The following is a 23994-nucleotide window of genomic DNA, read 5'->3' on the forward strand; positions in this document are numbered from 1 at the left end:
GCCAGTTATTAACTATTCGCGAGTTTTTATTCAGGTATCAGAAATTCTGATACTGCTCATTTATGCCGCATCGAGAATACGTATGATTTCACTAAAACGCACTTTTCCGCTTGGGCTGTAAGGAATTTCATCAACATAGTGAGCTGAAAAATTAATGGCCCCTGTTTTTCCTGCCTCCTCATTGATTTTTTCAAACAGGCGAATAAACTTTTCTTTGCCATTCTGATCAGTGCTAAAAATACATTTGAGGTGATTTACCCCCTCACGTTGGATCGCGATTAAGGCGACATCTTTAATACATGGCAGAGCACGAATTTTTTCCTCAATGCGGTAAACATCATGTTTATTATAAGTTTCACCGTTTCGATTCATCAGGAATAGCCTGCCGCTATCATCCAGATAGCCGTAGTCAGCCATCAAAAAGTAGTGTTCCCCCTCAAGCACGATGAACGGTTTACTTCCGTCGTGGTACTCATCCATAAGCATATAGCTTGAGATAGCCACTCTTCCTGTTTCTCCCGCACTAAGTGGTTTATTGTTTCTATCGAGAATCCTGACCTGGTTACCGTCATAAGGGCGCCCCACGCTCGCAGGACACTCCAGCATGTCGTCAGGATCTGACAGCACATTCACTCCCGTTTCAGTACATCCGTAATACTCACAAAAAATATCACCAAAGGCAGCACGTGCGGCAAGTTTGGTTTTCACCGGAAAATAGCAGCCTCCAACAAGCACCCAGCGCAAATGATGTGGCAAAGCGGTATCTTTACAGATAGTTATCATCCTGGTAACCAGATTAGGTGTCATTACCGTTGCCCGGACGTCCTCTCCTGAGAGTGTTTGTATAAGGGCTCTCTCATCGTCTTGGTCGACCAAATACAGAGGAGCACCAAGCCCCATAAACATGCGTGCCCATCCGTTACCAGCTGCGTGATAAAGAGGCAGAATGAGCATGAATCCATCCGAGTCACTGAAGCCAAATCGATCGGTAAACCACGCGAAGCGGCGGGCGTCAAAAGAGCGGTAGCGTAGAGCTATCTTAGGTAGCGCGCTCGTCCCGGAAGTCAGTGCAACTGCCCGGAACGATGACGCATTCGGTACGGAAAGCAGGCTACTGAGTTCAGGATGATGCAATTCGCCGATACTTTCGATTACGGGATCAATTGGGGAATTAACACCCAGCATGCTGGTTCCAGCAATGTTTAGGTTACTGAGTTCTTCGGGTTCGTAGAGGCTGAACGAAACCAGTAACAAACCGGGGCTAATTTGTTTAATCAGTTTGCGGAGTGTCTCTGTCGGAAGCGAATAATCCAGTCCGTTGGCTGGAATACCCAACGTGGCGAAAGCGGCCAGCCAGCTAATAAGTTCCGCGTTATTTTTCGACAGATAACAAACCGAGCGGAGCTGTTCTGCACTAAAACTGCGCCTAAGAAAAATCACGCGGGATTCGGTCTGTTGTATAATATCATTCCATGTGTAATTATTTTTATTGTCGGCGATACACGTCTTGTTACCGCGCAAGGCGGCAATTTCATTCATTCGGCTAAGTGTAATCATTATAAACACCCGGTAGAAGTAAGGTTTAAAATTCAGGCTGCGATGATAATAAATCCATTTTTGCGATATTTTTCTATTTTACTTTTTATCACTTCGTCGATAACTTCCCCAGGAAAAACAAGTGGAACACCCGGAGGGTAAGGGATAATAAACTTGTCTGAAATTTCATTTTCTGAATCAGGTTGAACCATTTTTTCCTGACAGATCTTATCTAGCGCAGAGAGAAGTGCTGAAACTGCTTGCTCATTGATACCGATGTGGAAATTGAAGAGAAGAAAGTTATTAATCACTCTTTTTACGTAAATGTTTTCTTCGCACAGCCGCTGTTTTATCTCTGCGCCGGTTCCAATTGATGACACATCAAGTATTACTTTTGTAGGATCATAATGAACATGCCAGTGTGAATTGAAAATTTGTCGACTGACAGCTTCAGATCCCAGATTTTTTAGGGAGGATATGCCGTTAACAAATCTATCGACCAGACTGCGCGAGTGCATAGCGAGGGCATTGCCGTGTTCGCTCATAATAGCCTGTGCGTTATCAAGTGAGGCGATAATCGGGTAGCTCGGTGAAGTGGTATGAATGCGGTATTTAGCGGTTTCAACTCTTTCCGCGAGATTGTCGGCCCCACGACAATGGATGAGAGATGCCTGGCGAAGACAAAATAGAGATTTGTGCGCGGAGTGGGTACAGATGACCTCAAGATCTGGATACTTCTGGCGTAATGAGTCGATATTCATTGCTGTAAAAGGACGAATATCTTCACTGAAATAATTCAGACTTCCCCAGGCTTCATCAATAAAGAATTTACGCGTAGTAATGCCTGCCGCCAGAAGTCGCGCCAAAACACCAGGAATATCGTAGATTACCCCTTCATACGATTGTGCAGTGAGGATAACCATATCACAGGCTCTACCACTCTCCTGAAGGGTCAGAATAGTCCGTTCCAGATGTTCGTATGACCACGCGCTCATTTCTTCATATTCAGTACGCAGGTCCGGACAGATATAATGAATTTCGGCACCGATTGATCTGGTGTGGAAATGCACCGACTGGTGGCAATTTTTGTCAACGAGAATTCTTTCTCCTTTTTCATATAGCGCGGAAATCGCTATTTGATTAGCTGTACTGGTTCCACCCGTGATATAAAATGAATGATCAGCATTATATAGCCCTGCAGTCAGTTTTTGCGACTCTGAGATAATTCCAGACGGAAAAAAGAAACTATCAAAGAGTTCTCCCGTCACTGAACTTTCAATATGCTCAGTTAATTCACTATTCGACCCGCCTATAATGTCACTGTTTCCATAGCTTGATATAGGGAGTGCATGAAAAGAAAAGAATTTTCTCTCTCGAAGGTATTTAAGCCTGGTTAATACAGGGGTAGATCCTGTCATATTTATTACTCTGGCGTTCATATTCATTCCCTGTCGTTATGTTATGTTCGCCATAAAATATGCCTCCATATTTTTTAAATGAATATTTGTATTTTTTGATTCAGTTATCAGCATTGGTGATAGTCCTTTATGAAGGAACGGGGCCCCAATGCATTTCATAATACAGCTGTTACTCCTCTGCCAGCATAGAGTTGTTTGAACGATTCCTAACCGACCTCGGGAAACCATGATTTGCGCCCATCGTGGCTCAGTTCAGGACTCATTTCAGCACCGGCCGCCAAAGGTTTATATGCGCCAGATTGTCATTTTTTCTACTTCAGCCTCGGGATTGGCCGCCCGAACGGCTGAAAGAAAACCGGCAAAATCCTGATTAAATAGCGAGTAGTTATTCAGAATACTGACTGTTTTTTCTGTCCGTGAGACACCTGTGAGATAACGAACCTGCCAGACGCGGCGATTGCTAATCTGCGTTCCGGTCGATCTGACCTGAATGATTTGGCCCAGCGCGATTTTATTAAGCATGTCTTCCTTACGCTTTTGGTAGAGAAAATCTGCGTCGTAATAGTAATCCTCCGTGTTCATTCCAAGACGGTTAAGCAGCGGTGTATCAATAGAAATTTTCTTCAACTCGCCCTTAGCAGCAAAGAAATCGTCTCGTTTGAACATCGGCAGAAAAAAATACTTTATCAGCAAAATGATAAGCGCCAGCGGTAAGACAAGTGATAGAAAAGTATGCATCTGGTATTCGGTGTCTTTGCAGTATGCTGCACGTTAGGGTGATGATTAGGGTTTATAGCCGCTTAGAGCCTGATTATTGCACCACATGGAAAACGAGGAAATTACCTGCCCTTTGCTGAACCCATAAAAAGGTATAACCACCTCACACGTTCACGCCCTTACTTGACGGCAGCGCTATCTCACGCGCCCGCGCCGTTTTTTTGACTTGAACGTAGCTTTTTGTTCGCGGGCACGTGCTTTAAGGATAGCTCTTAAGCGCCATGCCAGCTTCATCAGGCGAAGCTCTGTCATAAACGGCAGGTTGCGATTTCTGGCATTCATCCAGATGGAGAAGGCGATAACAAAAATCATCACGCCAATACTGAATATCACCCCGCCGCGCGACAGTACATGCAGAAAGAAGAGCTGCATGATCATCAACATAAAAGCGAGTCCTTTAAGACTGCTGCTGTCTTCGGCCATTTGCGTAATGGATTCGGCGAGATCGAGATTGGCTGTTAAATCTGGATGGTAGCGCTTTTTGACAATCTTCATGTTGGTTTCAAAGGCGCTGTAATCCTGCGGCGTGAAACGATTACTGAGGATTTTCTTTCGAATTTCAGTTTTTCTGTCCATGCACGGTGCCTAACCTGGATGGCCTTTCTGTAACGCCAGCACTCTTAATTTACCGAAAAATTGTTCAATTGCCAGCGTGCTGAGGTGCGTTATTTGGGTAACAAATGGAGGCAATTTGGGTTAAGAGAAAGGACAGCGGGTCGACGATGAGGATAGGTCAAATAGGGCGATGTTTTCAGCGGGTTTCATCAAATTCAAAACATCGACCTGCGACGAAAAGCGATGAATTTTGATGAAATCTGCACTGAATTTCTGCGTACGTTTTCGCATTTTGTGATTTTCATTCGCGCTGCGTTTTTGCCTGCCTGATTAAATGTTCGGGTCATTTAGCGCGATACGAATGTGTTGCCCCACATCCGCATCGCTGATCACAATCACTATTTATCAAGGAATAGTAATCATGACTGCCTTCGATTGTATTTCAGGCCACGCTGAACCTGAAGCACCAAACTATACCCAGCGCTATGCGACCGTGGGTTATGTGACCCGCACTCCAAATTATCGCCGCGTTCCAGCGATTACCCTGAAGGGCTGCTGGCTAAAAGAAGCGGGGTTTCCGATTGGTGTGCAACTGGATGTAAAAGTCACCTGGTGCCAGATTATTATCAGCTTTAAACCCAGGGACGTGATAAACGGGACGCGGGTGGGATCGATTAAGGATCTAGCCTCGCTGTCCGTGCAGCAGAGAAAGCGGGTAATGAAAGCAATTGGGTTGGCTGACTGGTAAGGGCTGAGTGGGCTTGCTCCTGCAGAGTTGGGAGCAAGCTGGGTTTCATTCAAACTATTTATATCCTGAAAAGTTCTAGCTAAATGATCGATTCGAATATGGACGACTTCAATTCATCAAACTCTACGCTTTCGGTAGATCGGCACTAGTAAGTTTGAAGCTACATCCCTGACTAATTAATTCCTTACGATTCTTTAAAACAAGAAGATGCTGCATTGGATTCTCGTCATGATCACCACCGTAACTGACCTGTAGCCGTTCTAATGCATAATGCATCAGGGGGATGCGTTGGCAAATTAAAAGCTTACCTTCATCCATAGCATAATCATTGGCTATGATATCTTTCTGTACAGAGCTTAATGAAGGATTTGGAACAACTATAGCAGTAACGTTTTTATTCCATTCCAAGTCTTCTTCTCTGCCATATCTGGAACTATCAAGCAATTCGGGTACACCGCGAAAACGGCTCATTACAAAATCTAAATATTCACCTTTTTTTTCACAAAATGCCCGAACATGCCAGCGAATACCATCATAAATCAATGTGTGAGGTATAATATTTCGACCACTAAGTTCTCCAGAACTCAGTGAAACGTACTCAACATCTACACGCAGACGATCACGAGCTGCCTGGACCAGCTTTCTTACTATCAGAGGATCGATACGGCGAGAAGGAACATCCAATATTTCGATGTGACCGTAACCAAGTCCCATCAAGGGAAGGACTATCAAAGGATCATGTGATTGACGCTCGAATTGTTTTTCTTGGTGCAAAAGTGCGAGGTACTCATCTACTTTTCCTTCGCTAAAGCGAGGGGAGAAGAATTCCTTAGTTTTATAGCCTTTTAGCCTTGCATCATACTCAATTCCTTTAGGGCAATAGTCTCTGATATAACGGTTGATATCTCTGGATGCTTGCTGACGACCGATATCGAAAGCGTTACATAGATGATTAGTAGTAAGACGCCCCTCCCACTGAAGTACAATCTCAAGTAAACGAAATCGTAATATTTGGTTCCAGGTAAGTTTTTTTTCCACGATTGCTGCTCCAAAATGCTACATGTTTAATTAAACAGTATCGAAATAAAGCGTTCTTTTGAATACAATAATATCATTAACAAAAACTTTAAAGGGATAATTCAAAAAACGTCAAAATTAGTCTAAACAAAAAATTTATAAAATAACTTTCAGAACTTAAAAAGCCCTAATAATTAATCATCCAAAAGGAGGAATAATGAAACTGGAAAAAGCATATAGTAATGAGTTAAAAAGAAATGTCACTGCTGATGAAGCCGATAAACTTCATGCTCGAGGAGATTTGGCATCCAAACACAATTTTAAATGCCCTGAACCAAACTGCCATGCGCAGGTGACCTGTGCTAATTTAGATAAACCCAGAGGCCTTCGAAAGCGTGAGCCTTACTTTAAATTTGTATCCGAACACAGTATTGATTGTAGGCTTGAAGCAGAATCTGATAAAAACATTCGTTACATAAAATTAACTCAACAAGATCCTGAAGCATTGCCATTCATTATTGATGATGCCGTGGATATTGATTTTACTCAACCTAACAAACGCAATATCCGCGAGTTAACAGATGAAAATGAAGAGTCAAATACTAAACGCTTAGGAAGCTCGTCCCTAATTGATAATGATGAAGCCGAAAAACACAGACATTCGAGAAAGCGCCTTTCTGGTTTAGTAAATGCCTTTATGGAAGGTGAGGTTTTTTTTATAAACACAACCGAGGGTAAAATACATGTAAAGAATTTCTTTATTAACGTCTGTGATAAACAAGATATCAATGAATATCTTGATGAGCCGAGAATTTTTCATGGAAAAGCATGGGTTAATCGTACTGATAACTACTATCTGGTTAGATTTGATAGTGAAATGCGGGCAGGTAACTTAAAATGTAAACCCACATTTTTCATACCATCCCGGCTTGTTGACACATCAGCATATGGCAGAACATCACGAAACAAACTGGACAAACTAGCATCGCAATCAAAACCACTTAACATTTTTATTTTTAGCGAACTACCTCCAGTAAAAAGCAACACTGGCGACTATATTAACTTTATATTAGATGACTTAACCTATTTTTATTATTTACCATGGAATAAAGAACCGACAAAAAAACTGAGTGAAGTTTTTTCTACTTTGAAAAAACCTATAACTTCTTTAAGAGAATAAGTCAGAAAGTAGAAATATTCCATATTCATTGATTTTAAAAACCAAAAAAAATCCAATTTTATTTGAAACTAAGTCATATCATTTTCAACTAATGTCATCGATAAAGATATGACTTAGAAACTCCTACTCAGTATAAAAAACCATATCTTTATAAAAAAGAGACACATTGAAAATCATGGTGTAGCTTTATGTAAAAAGCTCCCCTCAAATAATTGCATGAAAAAAATTAATTTGAGAGGTGATAAATGTTAATTCTTATCAATAGATTTAAATCTCATATAATCATTGTATTCAGGTAGCATTTTTAAATGTTGATGGCTTGGTCTTTTTGAATGACAGGAAATACAAAGAACTTCAAGGTTTGAGATATTATTATCGTATTTTAGACCATTACGATGATGAACATGGAGGTATCTTGAATTATTGCCAGCAAGTTTAACTTCACAACCCTCACATTTATAATCTCGAAATTTCCTTATATTTTTTGATATTTCATTCCAGTCTTTACTATAGATATTTAATGGTGCAGTAGATGACGTGTGGGCTGGTTTTATCGAAATAATATCTCTAGGGTATTTTTCGAAAAAATCAGCTAAAGAGAACTCTGAGACAAGCCTTTGTCGTACGACTTTGGACATCCCTTGAATATTAAAATCTTTCCACATGATTTTATCAAGGCAGTTTTGGCAAACATTCAACCGTACTGATTGACTTTGAACTCCACCTCCTAAAACATTAACCTGAAAATCGCCTGTATCACTATTTGCAACCACGTACCGATCAAACCGATTGTCTTTATTTTTTGTTTCAAGGGTCCGACAGAAAGCGAGATGATATTTTGGCATGTTAGTATTATCGCCTATAGCAGACACATCTCTAATATAAAGTAGCACTCTTTGGTTATTATAATTTAAAGTACCATCCCCCTCTACATGAACCTCATCGAAATTGACATCTATACCAACACTCCGTAGACGCTCAATTAAAGGGAAGTCAATCGGCACAAAACCAGAATCTTGTGTGAATTTTTCTGCAAGAGGTGCTCTCATTACTTCACGTAATGAATTTAAAAGCGACCAATTTAAAAAATCAGGGAGTTTAAAGCTCATTTTTTTGATAATTTTTCTGCAATTAAATCCATTTTCTCGCTCGCATTTGTTACAATGCGAAATTCAACGCGCTGATTAGCTGCTTCAGCACCATTCTCTGCAAGAGGGTGAGAAGAGGAAAGCCCATTAGCAGTCATGTGTTGCACAAGCCATTTTTCATCTTTTTTTACTTTCGGTAAGGACATCAGATACTCAAGAGCACTTCTTGTCCTTGCTTGAGATAATTCCATATTTTTGAAATAAGCTTGTTTTTCATCAAAGGCCCCCCCCCAGAACGAGCTTGTATGTCCTTCAATACGAAGTTCCTTTACCGAATTTTTAAACTTCTTAGAATTCAAAAGAGCGATATAGCGTGGAAAGAACTCGCTAAGCACTTGTTTGAACCGTGGACGAAGATCTGATGATCCTGTTGCAAAAAGTACAGAGGGATCATTAAAACGAATTGTCATGTCTCCCAAAATCTCAGCATTCCATTGTTTTAAATCCTTTGAAAACTCTTTTTGCAAAGCGAGCAACATGTCCTGTTTCGTCATCTCATATTCTTTAACAACCAATGTCGTTGTTTGTTCAACACGAAGCATAAAAGCAGCTGTTAATAACATAAATACCATCATCAAACCTGTCATGAGATCTGCTAGTGGTATCCAATAAGACTGATTACTTTGTTCAAAATCCATATTCATCTCACTTCACAGCAGCTATTTGCACTACTTCGCGCAAGCGTTCGGTTAAAGGAGTATAATCAGATACAAACTTCTCTGATAGAGATGCCAGCTGACGGCCAAGCGACTCAAGGCTTTTCGTCAGTTCCTCTTGTAAACCTTTATCAAGAGTAATAACACTTTGACGGACTGAATCCATCGAATCTTTAAGGCTTTCATTGAATTCACTTTGTGACTTACGAAGCGTCTCAGTTAAAAGTTGCTTCATTTCTGAAGACGTAGATTGTACCTGAACGCCAAAACTTTTAATTATTTCATTAATTTCATTCTGTACTTTCGCAACGCCTTTTGACATTGAGTCTGCCATTTCATCGATTTTCTGAGAAAATTGTGGAGTTACACCTTTCATCTGCAACAAGACCTCAGTCAATGAAGCCTGAGAATTTTCAATTTGCCCATGTTGATAAGCGAGGCCTTTAAGAGTTATCTCTAAAGCTTCTGCTGTGTCAGCAAAATTAGATGCTCTATCGATAAATAAGGCCAAACCTGCAGAGGCGTTATTTAAATCGTCTGCAGACGATTTTTGTAATATTTGTAACCTGTCTAATTCTTCTTTGTATTGCTGCTGCCAAACAACTAGTTTCTCAACACCCGCATTTAAATGCTTAAAATTCTCACCAAATTGCTCACCAATTTTTTCATTGAAATCTTTAATAACTCCCTTAAGAGCCTCAATTAATGTTTCTGAACTATCTTTAGCCATTTTCTCGGAAAAACTTTCAAATGATTTTCTTAAGGCAATTAATTCATCACTTTGCTCCTGACGAATCAATTTAAGCTGTGAAAGGAGACTGCCTTCTGCGTTGCCAGACAAACTCCGCTGCAACTCTTGTGTTGCTGAAACTACATCATCCAGAGTTGCCGCTTTGGGAGCACCAGAACTTTGCTGTATTGGTTTTTTTTGAAAATAATGTCTCACCCGAATAACAAGAGAACCAAATACACCGCTAAGCGAAGCCAGAAACGCCGTTTTTACACCCTCAAGTAAATGTGGAACACTTTCAGAGACATTCGAAGCATCAAAATGTAGTAAGGAAGAAGCAATTCCGACAAAACATCCAAGAATTCCAACTGTGGTAAGTACTTCAGGACCGTGTACCACTGCGAATCTGTCGAAGCGTTTATATACAAAAATAAATGTCAAAATTGCATTTATAATGAGAAAGCAATTCGTAATCTTATCAGAAAAAATTGCACTCATTGTCCCAGCATTGGCGGCACAAGGTATAAAAATCGCTAAAAAAAGAAAATTTCTTTTATTCATTATGTTAACTTAAATTCTACTTGGAAAAGAGTAAATAGACTGGCCACTAATCGAAAAATTAGTTTTAGCTTAGTATTGTGCCTATAATACTCGTAATTTTGAGTATCGTCTAGATTGATGCGCACTTATCTGCAATTATTCTTAAGTATCTCGCCTTAGTGGCAACTTACAGGGGATTATACTACCCCTAACTCAAATGGCCTTAAACCAAGGAAAAGCAGGCTTGTGGCATCTTAACCACAGTCAAAACAAAGCGTTTTACTACAGTACATATAGGGCAATACAGACAAAATACATTAGATTCAAATGCACTTACGATGCACATCAACTTTCACTACCAGACTAAAGTAAACACCGCGGAAAATAAGATTGACAGTATTGGCTCTAGGGTTAATTTGTTTAGAGACAATTAAAAATATAATAACCCCATACTCATTAATCACACTTCAGCATAAATAAACGCGCCTCTCCCTAACCCGGCCTTAAATGTTAATTTATAAGCTTCTCATACTTTTTATTCACACATTTCATTATTTTATATTTACCCACTCAACTTCAAACTAAAGGATCTTTAATGGCACAAACCTCTCAAGCCTTTTGCTCTTTAACTTAATAAACCAATAAAAATTCTCCATAAAAACCTATTTAATATTTTTTTTCACACTTTCGATCAGCGTTTCAACATCAAGGCACGGATTATGCTGATGCAGAACTCGATGGCAGTTTGGACAAAGAAGAACCAAATCAGATAGCCGCGTTTCTTTTAATCCGCTTTCAGCTAAAGGATTAGTATGATGGCACTCAATCGATGATCGTTTAAGTGAGTGACCATAAATATCCTCAAAAGAAAAACCACATACTTCACAGTATAATCTCCCGTACTTTTTAATGAATTCCTCTTTTTTAATCTCTACAATTCTTTTATTACGCTCTATCTTTCTATGAATTTTATAAGATGCTCCACCTTCAAGAGCATAATGACCATCATTCACAGCATCAATTCTTTCGGTAATCAATAGTGTGTCTGTTTGGACTAGAGCAATATCTCCCTTCAAATGAAATGATGTTAAAGCTGCTTTTATTAAGACTTCACCTATCTCCTTCACAGTGAACAATACATTTTCTAACACTTTTTCTTTTTGGAATTTAAACCTATGTGGGTATATATCATCGGCCCATATCATTTCATCATCGTAGCCGTAACCTTCTATCACTTTCGAAAACGAAATTTCGGCCGCCAACCCTTCAAATTTTTCAAAATTATTTATATTGACTCTTGGAAAGCCAGGAATATTTTCTGAAAAAATGCTCTTTGGCCTTGTTAGATTATGTATAAAAATAACATCATCAGCAGGTTTTATTTTTGTAAAATTGGAGTTTTTAACCAATTTTTTAATGCCCCACACCCCAAGCTGCTTTCCGATAGAATAGTTTTTCCTTGAAATACCGGCTACATAAATGACCCATACACTCATTGCGGAGACCTTTAACTTATAAGTTTTAACAGGTACCTTATAAGATTCCTCGTAAGAGTCAATTTTTCCTTATCTTTTTTAACAATTTTTTCACAAGTCCAGGTACTTTGTAGCTCTAGTCGAGTTGAGTTCATTTAAAATGTATAGATGCGATTTAAAACTGATAACATTTCTGAAATCCTATCGCTAACCTTTTAGACCATGACTGAGAGCTTATCTAACATTGATTGATGAGAAGCTAAATAAACTCAAGGTTGAACAGAATTGCGAAACTATATTGATGCACTCATTTTTTTAACAAGGTAGCTGGTAAAAGCCTTACCGCTGGCTGGAAGCCGCGCATTCAGGAACTTCAGGAAAAAAAGCTGGTCTGGGTGGAGGCCAGACAGGTCGAAGTCGCCGCCGCCGAGAGCGTTGAGGCGCTGCGCCAGAGCCAGGCTACAACGGAGCAGGTAGGCCAGGACAACCGGGCGCGCTTTCGTGAACTGCTGGAGCAGAACGGCGGCACCGTCACGCCGGAGATGAAGGCGCTGCGTGCGGAGTATCTGGAGCAGCAGAAGACGGCCACCGAGCTGGCCGGACTGATTACCCAGAGGGAAAAGCAGCTGCCGGGGCTGGCGGACGTGACCGGGCAAAAGGCTCACGCTTACATCACCTGCCATGAGCGAATCATGGACGAGCGCATTGATGCGCTCATTGATGAATTCTTTCTCTTCCACGCCATTGAGCTGACCAGCCTGCTGAGAATGAAGTACAGCCAGTTTGAACGCGATGGCTCACCCCATGCGCCGGGTGTACTTGAAGGGGCGAACGATGCAGACACGCTCTACCGTGGATATATTATGAATCTGATGCTGAGCTGGACGAATAAAAAGCTGCCGCTGATGTCCCTGATGATGTTATCAGCCTTGCAGGGCCGTACCCCTTCAAGGCTGCCGGAACTGACCGGCGTAAGCGTCAACGGTTCCCCGGCCAGAAGTAAAAACCCCCTCAGCCCGGCACCTGCCGGGCTTTTTTACGTCTGCTGTGCGAGTGCATGTCTATGCTGCATGAAAACGCATGAGTCTCAGGCATCCAGACATGGCAGCAAAGGCCAGCAGCGGCGCGGCGCGAAGCCATTCATGCAGGTGCATGAAAACCGCTACATGAAGTGCGCAGGCGTGGCGGGGCTACGAGCGCGCGCAATGGGTTAAAAGTGGAGCTCATGTTAAAATTCATTGGTGTTTTATACCCAATGCCCTAAGAGGTAAAATAAAATTCTTTACATCAAAACTTCTTCCTGTTGAGGCTTGTACAGATGTTAAAGCTAAGCTGTGCTCAGCTTACGAAGATACCATTTAAGGTGAAGCTATTAAGATAGCCCCCACTTGCTCTCAACTTAAAACACATTAATAAAATCGGAAAAATAAAAAGAGGTGCAATACGCACCTCTCGTTAATATCATAATATGTCGTGCATTAATTCAAAATGATGTTTTATTGTCATCTTTTTGATATACGCCAAATTTGTTTTCTCACCCGGGGTATTGTAAATTGAAATCAACTCTTGGCAAGCCGTTGACCAATTTAGAATATCGGGCCTTTGATTGGTAACAAAAGCATCCAACTTCTCAAGTGCCTCATCGATTAAAATGGCAACATCTTCGGCAACAACTCTATGATCTGACAGGAAATGATGAATTAAAATTTCTGTTTCTTCGGTATCTTGATACGTCAAATGTATCACAGCAGTGATCGCTTGCCCCCCACCCTCTGCGAAATGATCGCCAACAATTGAAAAGTCACCAAAACCTTGAAAACCCATATTCCTGTAATTCAAATACAAGTCTGAGAAAAACTCAATAATATTATTGGCATAACCCGCATTTGTCTGTGTGCGATTTAGCCCATCCCGAATCAGAACTTTATCTGTGGGATTAAAATTCGACACGTAACTTACGCTGCACTTCCCATCAATGAATATGTTACTTTTAAATAACGCATCAGAATTTTCAATATTAAGGAGTTGCTGGGCATTAGCGTAACTCCCCTTGTGAATAATGGATTTTTTTTGCTGCTGATAGACACTGAAAAAAGATCTTATCTGCGTGAAACTGGTAGTATCATCTACTATAAATCCTAGCTCAACTTGGGGATAAGATTCAATCGCACCTTCAACTAATTCCTCTACCAGCCTTTCATTCCCTTCTAACTCGCCACATTTAGGATTTACTATTAAAATCACTCTTGCATTATGACTTTTAGCATCCCGCAGACAACTATATAAGTCTCGGTTGTTTTCTCTAACCGGCTCTAAAATAACGGCCATGTTTTTCTGTGCTATTTTTTGCAAACATGACCTAACAGCTAACAACTCATATTGCTTTGCTCTTAAATAAGAATAGTACATGCTGTGATTCCTTATCAATTAACATATAGTTTCTACCATGTTTTCCCTAAGTGTCATTAAGCTTTTCTGATTTAATCGCAGATTCAAAAGTGTAGCTAGCAAAGATTGAGGAAGGAAAAGGAAGTGATCCTTTTCAAATCTCTCAAGTCCCCTTGCTTTTAATATATTTAGCATTTCCATTTGCGCACTATCTATACTTAACTCAACAAAAACATCCCTGCACATTTCTTTAACATCGGCAGGCCTTCCAAATGGTTTACTTCTTGTAACCTTTTCATAAAGAAAAATATATTCAGAAGGTTTTAAACAATTAAACATCTTTTCTTTAGATAAAAAGTTCTTATTTGAAATCGCTGACCTTTCATAATTCAGGATATTTTTTTCGTTTAAAGTAATAATTCCAGTATTATCATGCGCGACCTTTAATGCATGGTTTATTTTACTTTGAGGTATAACGACATATACAAATTCAAAAACGTCTTTATATACAGACAGTTGCTCGTCAAGCCTATCGAATGAGTCCAGCTCAGTTTTAACTTCATAGGCGGTAGACGTATCATTAAAAATCGCTACATCGGCGATACATCCATTGACCTTAAACTCATTAACGTAACTTACATTTTTAAACTTGTGAGTTTTCCTAATTATATTTTTTGCTATTTCATTTTTATAAACGTACTCATTTCTATACTTTTTTTTCAGTAAACCATACATTTCATCATATATCTTATAAATGGATTTCCCTTCTGTTTTGTAAGACGGGCAGTTATCCATGATTATATCACGAAATAGTTCACATCGATTTTTTTTAGCAATTTCTAGAACAACATTTCGGCTAAAAATCTTACTTATAGCTTGATAATTCATTTATTTCACACCAAAAGAAACAAATCACCATGAATAAAGGGATTTATTAAAAATCATATAAATATTACAATTAATATGATTCAAAAAAATATATTTGTCAAACAGTTATTGATGATAAACCCCAGTCATAGAAAGGTAAAATAACATTATATATCATTTAGTTATTGCCATTAAGTGGCAAAGTTGGTTAGTTACGCTTTGCATAATCATATGGAGACACGGCTTTTTGGCGATTGATATCGAGAAAGTCTGCCCACCACTGAACCATCAATCTCCGCTCATCTAAATGCTCTGATGTATGAATATAAGCCGCACGTACATTATTGCGCTCTGAATGGCTTAACTGCCGTTCTATAGCATCATCGCTCCATAACCCTGACTCACCGAGCGCACCACGCGCCATCGTCCTGAATCCATGCCCACAGACCTCCGTTTTTGTGTCATATCCCATCGCACGCAAAGCACTATTCACCGTGTTTTCACTCATGACCTTAGTTGCATCGTGATCCCCCGGAAACAAAAGCTCTTTATCACCACTGATTTGCTTGAGCTGCTCTAACAATAGTATCGCCTGCCGACTGAGAGGAACGATATGCTCCTCTTTCATCTTCATGCCACGATATGAGTAACGCACCCCTTTAATTTCTTCTCGTTTTGCCGGTATACGCCACAAAGATTTATCGCAGTCGAATTCATCCCAACGCGCGAAACGTAACTCACTAGAACGCACAAAAGTTAGTAAGGAAAGCTCGACGGCGATCCGCGTCATTACACGGCCACGATATGCAGCAAGATGTGCAAGAAACTCTGCGAACCTACTGGGAGGTAAAGCAGGATAGTGCCGCGCTTTAGTTGTCGATAGCGCCCCAGCCATATCACTCGCCGGATTAGAGTCAATGTAATCGTTTTGTACGGCATAACCCATAATCGCCGTGACACGCTGCTGAAGACGCTGCGCAACGTCATGCTTACCACTGGCATCAACTTTTTTAATCGGGGCTAACAGTTGGCTTGTTTTGAGTTGGCGAATGTCGGATGAACCGATATGCGGGAAGATATAAAGCTCAAGATAGCGAAGAACACGCGATCTATGGTCTTCACTCCAGCGCTTGTTACTTGCATGCCATTATCAAGCTGACCTGCTCCCCATTTATTAATACACTGAGATGTTAGTAATTTCTTCATATTGACCCGCTCCCTGTATGTGATCCATTCATAATTAGGAATATCCGGCTTCTGACCCGTACCAGTAAGTTGATGTGGATTGAATCAGGTTGGCTTAGGATGAGTAAAAACGAGAAAAACCAAGCAGTGACTGAATTTCAGACACAAAAAAAGCCGCCCTCAGGCAGCTTCTTAGTCCTACAACTCACTTCACTTGGTGCGAAGGCCGGACTCAAACAATAATCCAACTAGTTGTTTTTATTATTTATTTTGAAATTAAAAACCCAAAGTGCCCCCATTTGTGCCCCCTGATTTTTTTTAGCGATTTCAACTTGCAGGGTTCTCAATACGGTTAAAAACTGGTCGTGTGGAAAACTATCTAACCCATTGGTTAGGTTCCGAAAGACGGAACCTAACCACGCTCTATGCCTTTCTGATGGATCTGGGTGCACTTAAACTGTTCAGTTAAAAAGCCATCGTCCAGCTTTTGCCGACTCAACAAGCATAAAAATCGTAAGGGGCTTTGGTTCAACATCGGGGACTCTTTGCGACTTAGGCCTTAAGAAATTGGGCAGAAAGCCTTTTTCGTAAGGCCAATATGCAAGAAAGTCAAATTCGCTACTATCAACGTTAAATCTTTGGAAATAGTCATTCATTATTTCATCACCAGTCTCTCTGGCCCAAGGATACTTACCTGTTGAGAGGCTGGTTTCGAGCGTTAATTCAGGCTTATCTCTTGAGAAAAGGGGTTTAGAATTATAATTATTGTCGTACCACTCAAAAATAGCGCTTTCTATCGTGTCCTTTACCATAGCTTGTCACCATTCTTTGCAATCAGGTTATAGGTATGGGTTGCTTTCCATGCGATTTGTGTCACGTCATTTAATATAAAGCCAATACCTAGTATTGGTATCCAGCGTCCAGCAAACGCCCCCAGATTATTAACGTAACTAAATTTAAGTCGTTTGATACTTTCAGTTGTAAGAGTTGGCCAGCGGTTCACTCTTATGTTCAACCAAACGCGGAGGTTTGCACTCAAGATCGACGTCCCCTTAGTGGCCCCAGCCGGTTTTCCCCGCGTCGTTTGAGTTGGTTGTCCTAAAATTATAAGTGCCAAAGTAGCTATATCCTCGACACCAAGCTGTTTTTGAGCCTCATCCAGAAACACGAAGAAAAAAAGCTCTCCAGCGGTGAGATTGAACATTCCTTTGTAAAAATACGTTCCACCCAGCTCTTCAACTGTATCCATTTCGCACCTCGTTTGTGGCTCTCTGAATACCATATCTGTCGAATTGATGTTCGTCCAGAATCGACGTTGGTTAATAACGACTCAATATGATGTCGTGATTCCCCATAAAAAAAGATTTTATGAATAATCCTTCACACTGTTCACCTTTTGTTTTTATGCATTCATATCATAAGGTTAGGTGGTGATGAATGGGTGAAGGGTGACGCATATCCTTCACCACGGGTGTATAATGGGTATAAAAAAACCGGCTTTCGCCGGTTCAGGTTGTCATGCTGCGTTCGGATCGTCGCACTTCGGCAGCCAGTCGGCGCTGCTTTCGTCCGTCAGCCCCAAGTTGGTCTGCATCCCGAACTATAATCGACGCTTCAGAAAATAGCTCTTATCATCCTCACATCAAAATGCGGGCTTGTCGTGAAGTATTGGGGTTGGTTTCAGTCAGCTATGAGCGAGGAGCGGAAGTAAGCATGTGCCTGCTAATGCGAAAAATCACTAACGAAACATTGGGTCCCCATTGTTGCCGATCTTTAGTGGCGTTCAAGATTAGCCCCAATCCTGATTATCATTTGATTACACTGACTGAAATGATATAAAACCTAATTACCTGATATTTTAAGGGGTTTAGTAATGTCACTTCCTGTTCCTTTTGGTGCAATTGTTACAGTAGTGAAGAAATGCTGGTCTACTCTTACCCAGATCATGCTGATAAAAACTTATCAACTCTCACATGAGCGCTGGGCAGTCAGACACAGGCTAGGGGCGAGCTGGCATTCCTTGGGGAATTATTTGGAGTACAGTCTACGATTTGCTCAGTTGACAGATAAAGAACCTCGTTGTTCACGTATTGCTTTCAGAAGCAAAGAGGAACGACTGCAACAAGTTGAACTTGTTTTTGAAGCCATTGGCAGTGGCTTACGCTACCAGGAAACACTATGCATTCATGATGTAAATAACTCGCCGATAATATTAACGCTTTCAAATATTCCTACACTTGATGTACTTATTCTAGAGGATGGATTCGCATTTACGGTTGAACAGTACCAGTTAAAATATTGCACGATCAAATTGATGACTGGTGAAAGTATATCTATTGACAATTCGCCCAAATATTCGCTAATGCAAAACTGGTGTCTCAATGATACATGGAAACGGCGTTGGGGTACCATCTGGAACTGTAATGCAATTGAATGTGCCCGAAGGCGTATTGCTGAATATTGGAAATGGGGCTTTTGTCTGCCGTTAGTGGGACGCCCCCCGTTATATTCACCATCGCGAAAAGGTATTCATCTGTTTGAAGCAAAACCTTTACGCTGGGTTATGACACGCCCATGGTGTCTGAATGTCCAGTTTTGGACGGCAATTTGGTCAGGACTGTTTATTCTCAGCGATGAGAATGTTTTGCAATGGCGCTGGAAAGAGCCACCACAACAAGACTAACTTCCATGAAGGCCGTCCGCTCTGAGCGAACAGCAGACGTTAGAAGCAGCTTCAAACCTAGATTAAAATTATTTCTAAAAAATTTATTAAAACAATCTATGATTATCATGAAAATATTTTCATTCAGAGTGTTTATTTTTATTAGCTTAAGTTATCGCTGATTTTTCCAAACCTTTGTTAGTTCGGGATAAATATTACTTCCGGTGTGTATTGGTTGAGAGCATTCTGAATAATGCGCTCCTAACGTGTAGCAATGTGACATAACGAATTGCGGAGTAATAATTAACAATTAGCGCCCTCATCCCTCCCCAAATGTGAGAGGGGTACTGGCCTAGCGAGTAAGTAGACCGTAACAGAGCGGCTGCTATTCAACGTCTGAGTGGAGCAATGCTCGGTAGAAATAGACTACGGAATATAACCGTCGCTCCATTGCGGAAACGGCAATTTCTCTCGTAAAACAACTTTTCGGAGGCTCGCTTATACTGCGCGATAATGACGGTCAGATCGCAGAGGCCCTATGCATGGTAAGTGCATTGAACAAGATAACAAAGGCCGGCATGCCTGAAAAAAATCCGCCACGGTAATATTTATCCCAAATCTGTTTTATTCAACAAAGCCGCTATAAATTTGAATAAAAACATTAAAAGCTTAATGTTAACCATGAATTTAATACGTAATAGCTATAAAACCAAAATTTCGGTAAACCTCCTCTTCTTGGAGGATTACCTTATAATGTTCTTTTAACACCAATAAGCCAAATGTAAAACAGGCAGCGCTGCATAATCTTTAAGACAAATGATAACCAAAAAAATACACTACAATATTTAGAGTGTTCTTTGCCAAGAAAAGTACTTCCTCTGAATTCAATGGCACTTGCTTTCCAACCTGAACCGTTGTGTCACCTGTTTTATCAATATACTTTTGATCAACAACGCCTAAAGAATGAACAAACAAATGCCTTTTTTGAAAAATCCGTATAAATTCATTCAGATCATCAACAACGTCTTCAACAACTATTAAATCAGCCATTTTATCCTTCCATCCGCTTACATTCTGAAAGGATGGGGTTTTGAACTCGAAAATATTTTTATTATGCATGTGAATTTCATAGCACCTCTTCATTACACCATCAAATGCACTGACAATATCTGACAACAACTGTTTTAATTGTTCTCGGGAATAATTTTGAATAACCGCCACCTCAGCTTTACTCACCATATCCCTCATGACTTCTCTTGGGTTTTCAATAAAGCATATGGGGCATCTGTGTATATAACCGTTGAATGAGTAGGGGGTTTTATAATTTCTACAAATAGTATCTATATCAAAATTTCCAGCATCGTCTCTGAGTTTGGCTATAGGCCTAAAAGTGTCAATAAGACCACCATAACCGCAAGCGGATGGGCATGCTAAATAAATTTCGTCATTCCATCCCATTTTGCATTCTGGAAGCATTAGCCAACTCAAATCCTGACATTCTGGACAGGTAATTACCAAGCCAGTCCTGTTTGGATCTAGTTGAGTAAGCTTTTTTTTATAATTTTCCTCATGTGACGCATGTAATTTTTTATAGGCTTCATTTTCAAACATAAACTATCTCACTTTAACTAGAGTACTGCTTTCATCTTCAACAAGAATAAAACATAGAAAAAATCATTCAACTACAGATATCAAAAAAAACAGCATTTTAATACTATTTATTCTACAGATATAATATGGCTACTGCTTTTGTCTGGCGTTGTGGATGTCAGTTTACAATAGCATTACGGAGCCATGCCGAACAGCCTGTCCGGCACACACCAGAAGCAATGACGTAAAAGGCTATGACCTGCCCCCCTTAAACTAACATGCCATTCGCCAGCAATGACGGCAGTTGGCACAAAGCGGACTGACGGCGCTGAAGGTCCGCTATGAGCGAGGAGCAGACGTTGGCGAAGAAAATAATTTTTGAGTCTAATAATTACTAGAATCGCAGCAAATACTACTTACGCGACTTTATTCCTTGGTTAGATAGCTTATTTATATCTTTGAGAGTTATCATTCGTAATGATGTAATGGGGTAGTTCAAGAGTCTGATTCTTTTGTCAAAGGTCCCATTTTTTCCCTTCCACAGATAGTCTGAATTCGATGGGTTCTCCGCAAATGTGTACAGTTGGAGCACCAGGTTCATTCCATCTAAACAGATTAATATGCCAGCCGCCCGGTATTAATCTTGAGCAATCAATAAGACCATCAGCACCGTAACTACGAGCAAGGTCAGAGTTTTTCCATGAAGGCGGTTCACGATTTACCTGTAATGCAGGTATCCATGGCTTTTTTGAAAGCTCTGGATCAATCCCCAACACACTACAAGCCAGTTCATCATTTTGATCCAAGACAAATGCTTCGTCGATATAGAGAGGAACAACTACGCGTCGAATTCCGTCAGCCCGCATATACCCGGACACAGCCCTTATTGACCACTCTTTTACGGGGCTCATGTAGAGTATAGGCTGTCCGGGGCGGTGATATCGTCCGCTACTTTCAGGTTTCGGGAGATCAAGGACATAAGCCAGACTTTCTATGGGAATTGTGCGAAAAAAATAGCCACTCATTCTTCTTAAAAATTTCTTGTCGGCCTGACTCATATTACCTCGCAGAATTAACAAATGTGTCATATACGATGAAGGTAAGATGTCCGATAATGCATATCCAATGTTACAAAATGTCCGTTTGTGGCACAGAGCAGACGGATAGGCAGCAGGTCTATGTCCGCTATGAGCGAAAAGCGGACGTAAATTTTATGGCCAGAACAGTTTTGTTGTATTCACACTGCCTGGGATTTCACCAGATAAGGCGATAGAAACTTCTCTACTTCTCGTTTTCCAATTCCTAGCGTAAAGCTGACTGAGCTGAAGGTTCGCTGTGAGCGATAAGCGGATGTTGGCTTTTTTTATAAAAAACCGGTTTGTGTTGTTTGCATTACTTCAGAGACGAAAAATACTGCGTCGGTGATTTACCCAGCGCTTTTCTGAACATCGTAATAAATGCGCTGACCGAATCATATCCCAGCGTTCCGGCTACGTGCTGCACGGACTTACCTTCTGCCAGTTGGCTCAGAGCAATCATCAAATGCAGTTGCTGACGCCAGCGGCCGAAGCTCATTCCTGTCGCTTCTTTTATCAGCCGGGCCAGAGATCGTTCGCTTGTAGCCAGATAAACAGCCCACTGCTTTAACGTTCGCCGGTCAGCTGGCTCATTAAAAAGTGCCTCAGCCATATTCCGGATCTTCGGATTACGGGATACGGGAAGATGGAGCGCTTCAACCGGTACACCCGGAATCTGCTCCAGCAGAACTGCTGCGAGCCTGGCTGTTTTACTGTCAGGAGAATAAGCCTGTGCCTGCTCTGCCAGATACAGAACAAGTTCGCGGACCAGAGGACTAATCGCTAGGGTACAGCAGATTTCCGGCATCGCTGCCGCACCGGGTTCGATAAACAGAAAGCAGGTGTCCGCATTATTCGTGACCCTGCAGCTGTGGGGGATTTCTCCCGGAACCCAGACCGCATGTCCCGGTGGAACAAGCCACAGCGCATCCTGTACCTCACAGCTTACTGCGCCACGTAAAGAGAGAATAAGCTGCCCCTTACGGTGAGCGTGCGGACTCTGCCCGGTATACTCGCCTGACGATGATACATGCAGGGCGATGGCGGCCTGACTGAAAGCATCAGCATCAAACTCTTCAGGTGATGTCACCGGTTTTTTATTAAATGGCATGATTTAGTTATATATTGTCAGGTTATCTGTATTGTGTAACTCATGCGTCCTATAAAGTCTTTCCTTTTTCCAGAGAACGCAAATTTATGTTCCACACTTCGAACAAGTGGTCTTCAGTCATACTTGTGACCGGCATCCTTCTTATAGCTATTAACCTGCGTGTTCCTTTTACCGCTGTCGCACCCGTTTTAGAGTCCATTCGCCATGATTTTGGGCTGAGTATCACAGCCGTTGGGTTGCTTAACTCACTGCCTTTGCTGGCCTTTGCCGCTTTTTCTCCCCTGAGCGCATCGATTTCCCGCAGGTACGGTCTGGAACGCACCCTTTTTGGTGCCCTGGCGGTGATTTCAGCGGGCATTCTGCTTCGTTCCACAGGGAGTGTCTGGGCGCTTTATGGCGGAACGATATTGATAGGTACAGGGATTGCCCTGGGCAATGTCCTGCTGCCTGGCCTTATCAAGCGTGACTTTTCTGGCAATGTGGCCTCCGTGACGGGTGCGTATTCCATCACCATGGGCGCGGCTGGTGCCATTGGTTCTGCTGTTGTCATTCCTCTTACGCAGCGCTGGGGCTGGAATATGGCGTTAGCCATACTGGTTATAGCACCGCTTCTTGCGCTGCTTTTATGGTTGCCCCGGGTAACGAAGAAGCATCAGCTGCCAGCCGCGGGTGAAAAAAAAGCGGCAACCGTCGCGGTCTGGCGCTCACCTCTGGCATGGCAGGTCACCCTGTTTATGGGGCTGAATGCGATGCCGTTCTATGTTGCGGTCGGCTGGCTGCCAGCCATTCTTACTGACAGTGGCGTCTCACCAGCACAGGCTGGTGAGGCTCACGGCATCCTTCAGCTGACCACCGCCCTTCCCGGCCTGATTCTGGCGGCCACGCTGCGCCGTCTTAACGATCAGAGATTAGCCGCTGCTGGCGTGAGCCTGCTGTCTGCGGTGTCCTTTACCGGCATCCTGTATCTGCCGAATCAGGCGATGCTGTGGGCTGCGCTTCTCGGCTTCGGCTCAGGTGCAAGCATGATGCTGGGTCTGACCTTCATCGGGCTGCGTACTAAAAATGCCGGTGATGCTGCCGCGCTGTCAGGCATGGTGCAGAGTGTCGGTTATCTTATGGCAGCTATGGGTCCACTGTTGCTGGGCAAAGTACAGGAGTTGTCCGGAAGCTGGGCGGTACCATTACTGTTGACCGCAGCAATCGCAGTCGCAGGTGCCTGCACCGGAATGGCTGCCGGGCGAAACGCTCACCTGGAGCCTGCAAAGCAGCCGGGCTGAACTGGCTGAATCAGCAGAGGAACGATCGGTTCCTCTGCAGCAGATGAGATTAATTTTT

The 23994-nt window shown here is 41.8% G+C and carries 21 protein-coding genes and 2 pseudogenes; 6 read left to right on the plus strand and 17 right to left on the minus strand.

Annotated elements, in window-relative coordinates; translation table 11 throughout:
• Nucleotides 1-60 precede the first annotated feature (60 nt).
• The 4 genes from NXS97_RS10430 to NXS97_RS10445 all read right to left on the minus strand — a co-directional run bounded on the left by NXS97_RS10430 (nt 61) and on the right by NXS97_RS10445 (nt 4226).
• On the minus strand, nt 61-1557 hold the full coding sequence (locus tag NXS97_RS10430) for a class I adenylate-forming enzyme family protein (RefSeq protein ID WP_029568414.1): 1497 nt from the start codon (nt 1555-1557) through the stop codon (nt 61-63).
• 32 nt (nt 1558-1589) lie between these two features.
• Nucleotides 1590-2975: a lysine decarboxylase gene (locus NXS97_RS10435; protein ID WP_029568413.1), complete on the minus strand. Its 1386-nt coding sequence runs from the start codon at nt 2973-2975 to the stop codon at nt 1590-1592.
• A gap of 264 nt (nt 2976-3239) precedes the next feature.
• The gene (locus tag NXS97_RS10440) at nt 3240-3692 is read right to left on the minus strand and encodes a hypothetical protein (RefSeq protein ID WP_029568412.1); all 453 of its coding nucleotides are present in this window, start codon (nt 3690-3692) and stop codon (nt 3240-3242) included.
• Between the two features lie 174 nt (nt 3693-3866).
• On the minus strand, nt 3867-4226 hold the full coding sequence (locus tag NXS97_RS10445) for a hypothetical protein (RefSeq protein ID WP_146108902.1): 360 nt from the start codon (nt 4224-4226) through the stop codon (nt 3867-3869).
• A 481-nt stretch (nt 4227-4707) separates the two neighbouring features.
• Between NXS97_RS10445 and NXS97_RS10450 the strand changes: the two genes are divergently transcribed.
• The gene (locus NXS97_RS10450) at nt 4708-5034 is read left to right on the plus strand and encodes a SymE family type I addiction module toxin (protein WP_029568410.1); all 327 of its coding nucleotides are present in this window, start codon (nt 4708-4710) and stop codon (nt 5032-5034) included.
• Nucleotides 5035-5157: 123 nt separating this feature from the next.
• Here the strand turns inward: NXS97_RS10450 and NXS97_RS10455 are convergent, their stop codons facing one another.
• Nucleotides 5158-6072 (minus strand): YafY family protein, encoded by a 915-nt coding sequence (locus NXS97_RS10455; protein ID WP_227022887.1) that lies wholly within the window; start codon nt 6070-6072, stop codon nt 5158-5160.
• 196 nt (nt 6073-6268) lie between these two features.
• On the opposite strand from NXS97_RS10455, the gene NXS97_RS10460 reads away from it, so the two are divergent.
• On the plus strand, nt 6269-7231 hold the full coding sequence (locus NXS97_RS10460; RefSeq protein WP_072404385.1) for a hypothetical protein: 963 nt from the start codon (nt 6269-6271) through the stop codon (nt 7229-7231).
• 248 nt (nt 7232-7479) lie between these two features.
• On the opposite strand, the gene NXS97_RS10465 is transcribed toward NXS97_RS10460, so the two are convergent.
• The 4 genes from NXS97_RS10465 to NXS97_RS10480 all read right to left on the minus strand — a co-directional run bounded on the left by NXS97_RS10465 (nt 7480) and on the right by NXS97_RS10480 (nt 11801).
• Nucleotides 7480-8340, minus strand: coding sequence for an HNH endonuclease signature motif containing protein (locus NXS97_RS10465; protein ID WP_072006642.1), 861 nt, complete (start codon nt 8338-8340; stop codon nt 7480-7482).
• Nucleotides 8337-9017, minus strand: a complete 681-nt coding sequence (locus NXS97_RS10470; RefSeq protein ID WP_029568407.1) for an OmpA family protein — start codon at nt 9015-9017, stop codon at nt 8337-8339. The genes NXS97_RS10465 and NXS97_RS10470 overlap by 4 nt, the downstream gene beginning before the upstream one ends.
• Before the next feature lie 7 nt (nt 9018-9024).
• Entirely contained in the window at nt 9025-10326 is a 1302-nt protein-coding gene (locus NXS97_RS10475) for a membrane protein (RefSeq protein ID WP_029568406.1), read from the minus strand.
• A gap of 641 nt (nt 10327-10967) precedes the next feature.
• Nucleotides 10968-11801: an HNH endonuclease gene (locus NXS97_RS10480; RefSeq protein WP_081366181.1), complete on the minus strand. Its 834-nt coding sequence runs from the start codon at nt 11799-11801 to the stop codon at nt 10968-10970.
• A 374-nt stretch (nt 11802-12175) separates the two neighbouring features.
• Between NXS97_RS10480 and NXS97_RS10485 the strand changes: the two genes are divergently transcribed.
• The gene (locus tag NXS97_RS10485; protein WP_234033812.1) at nt 12176-12994 is read left to right on the plus strand and encodes a hypothetical protein; all 819 of its coding nucleotides are present in this window, start codon (nt 12176-12178) and stop codon (nt 12992-12994) included.
• A 247-nt stretch (nt 12995-13241) separates the two neighbouring features.
• On the opposite strand, the gene NXS97_RS10490 is transcribed toward NXS97_RS10485, so the two are convergent.
• The 5 genes and pseudogenes from NXS97_RS10490 to NXS97_RS10510 all read right to left on the minus strand — a co-directional run bounded on the left by NXS97_RS10490 (nt 13242) and on the right by NXS97_RS10510 (nt 17469).
• The gene (locus NXS97_RS10490; protein ID WP_072404383.1) at nt 13242-14189 is read right to left on the minus strand and encodes a sce7725 family protein; all 948 of its coding nucleotides are present in this window, start codon (nt 14187-14189) and stop codon (nt 13242-13244) included.
• An 18-nt stretch (nt 14190-14207) separates the two neighbouring features.
• The gene (locus NXS97_RS10495; RefSeq protein WP_072404381.1) at nt 14208-15056 is read right to left on the minus strand and encodes a sce7726 family protein; all 849 of its coding nucleotides are present in this window, start codon (nt 15054-15056) and stop codon (nt 14208-14210) included.
• A 187-nt stretch (nt 15057-15243) separates the two neighbouring features.
• Nucleotides 15244-16182, minus strand: a pseudogene (locus tag NXS97_RS10500) (tyrosine-type recombinase/integrase); the annotation flags it as partial.
• A gap of 499 nt (nt 16183-16681) precedes the next feature.
• Nucleotides 16682-17032, minus strand: a complete 351-nt coding sequence (locus NXS97_RS10505) for a DUF1493 family protein (protein ID WP_028722304.1) — start codon at nt 17030-17032, stop codon at nt 16682-16684.
• Complete coding sequence (locus NXS97_RS10510; protein WP_028722305.1) at nt 17026-17469, minus strand: STM2901 family protein; 444 nt, start codon at nt 17467-17469, stop codon at nt 17026-17028. The genes NXS97_RS10505 and NXS97_RS10510 overlap by 7 nt, the downstream gene beginning before the upstream one ends.
• A gap of 624 nt (nt 17470-18093) precedes the next feature.
• Here NXS97_RS10510 and NXS97_RS10515 point away from each other — a divergent pair.
• Complete coding sequence (locus tag NXS97_RS10515; RefSeq protein WP_259232074.1) at nt 18094-18903, plus strand: hypothetical protein; 810 nt, start codon at nt 18094-18096, stop codon at nt 18901-18903.
• A 288-nt stretch (nt 18904-19191) separates the two neighbouring features.
• A pseudogene (locus NXS97_RS10520) lies at nt 19192-19487 on the plus strand (IS5/IS1182 family transposase); the annotation flags it as partial.
• Between the two features lie 202 nt (nt 19488-19689).
• On the opposite strand, the gene NXS97_RS10525 reads toward NXS97_RS10520, so the two are convergent.
• From NXS97_RS10525 to NXS97_RS10535, 3 genes are all read right to left on the minus strand, one after another.
• The gene (locus NXS97_RS10525) at nt 19690-20493 is read right to left on the minus strand and encodes a hypothetical protein (RefSeq protein WP_259232075.1); all 804 of its coding nucleotides are present in this window, start codon (nt 20491-20493) and stop codon (nt 19690-19692) included.
• A gap of 494 nt (nt 20494-20987) precedes the next feature.
• Nucleotides 20988-21530, minus strand: a complete 543-nt coding sequence (locus NXS97_RS10530; RefSeq protein ID WP_259232077.1) for an RES family NAD+ phosphorylase — start codon at nt 21528-21530, stop codon at nt 20988-20990.
• Nucleotides 21531-21864: 334 nt separating this feature from the next.
• On the minus strand, nt 21865-22659 hold the full coding sequence (locus tag NXS97_RS10535) for a helix-turn-helix domain-containing protein (RefSeq protein ID WP_259232079.1): 795 nt from the start codon (nt 22657-22659) through the stop codon (nt 21865-21867).
• A gap of 86 nt (nt 22660-22745) precedes the next feature.
• On the opposite strand from NXS97_RS10535, the gene NXS97_RS10540 reads away from it, so the two are divergent.
• Complete coding sequence (locus tag NXS97_RS10540) at nt 22746-23936, plus strand: MFS transporter (protein WP_259232080.1); 1191 nt, start codon at nt 22746-22748, stop codon at nt 23934-23936.
• Nucleotides 23937-23994 lie beyond the last annotated feature (58 nt).

Origin of the sequence: Pantoea sp. B623 (assembly GCF_024814475.1) — a bacterium.
GTDB lineage: Bacteria > Pseudomonadota > Gammaproteobacteria > Enterobacterales > Enterobacteriaceae > Pantoea > Pantoea ananatis.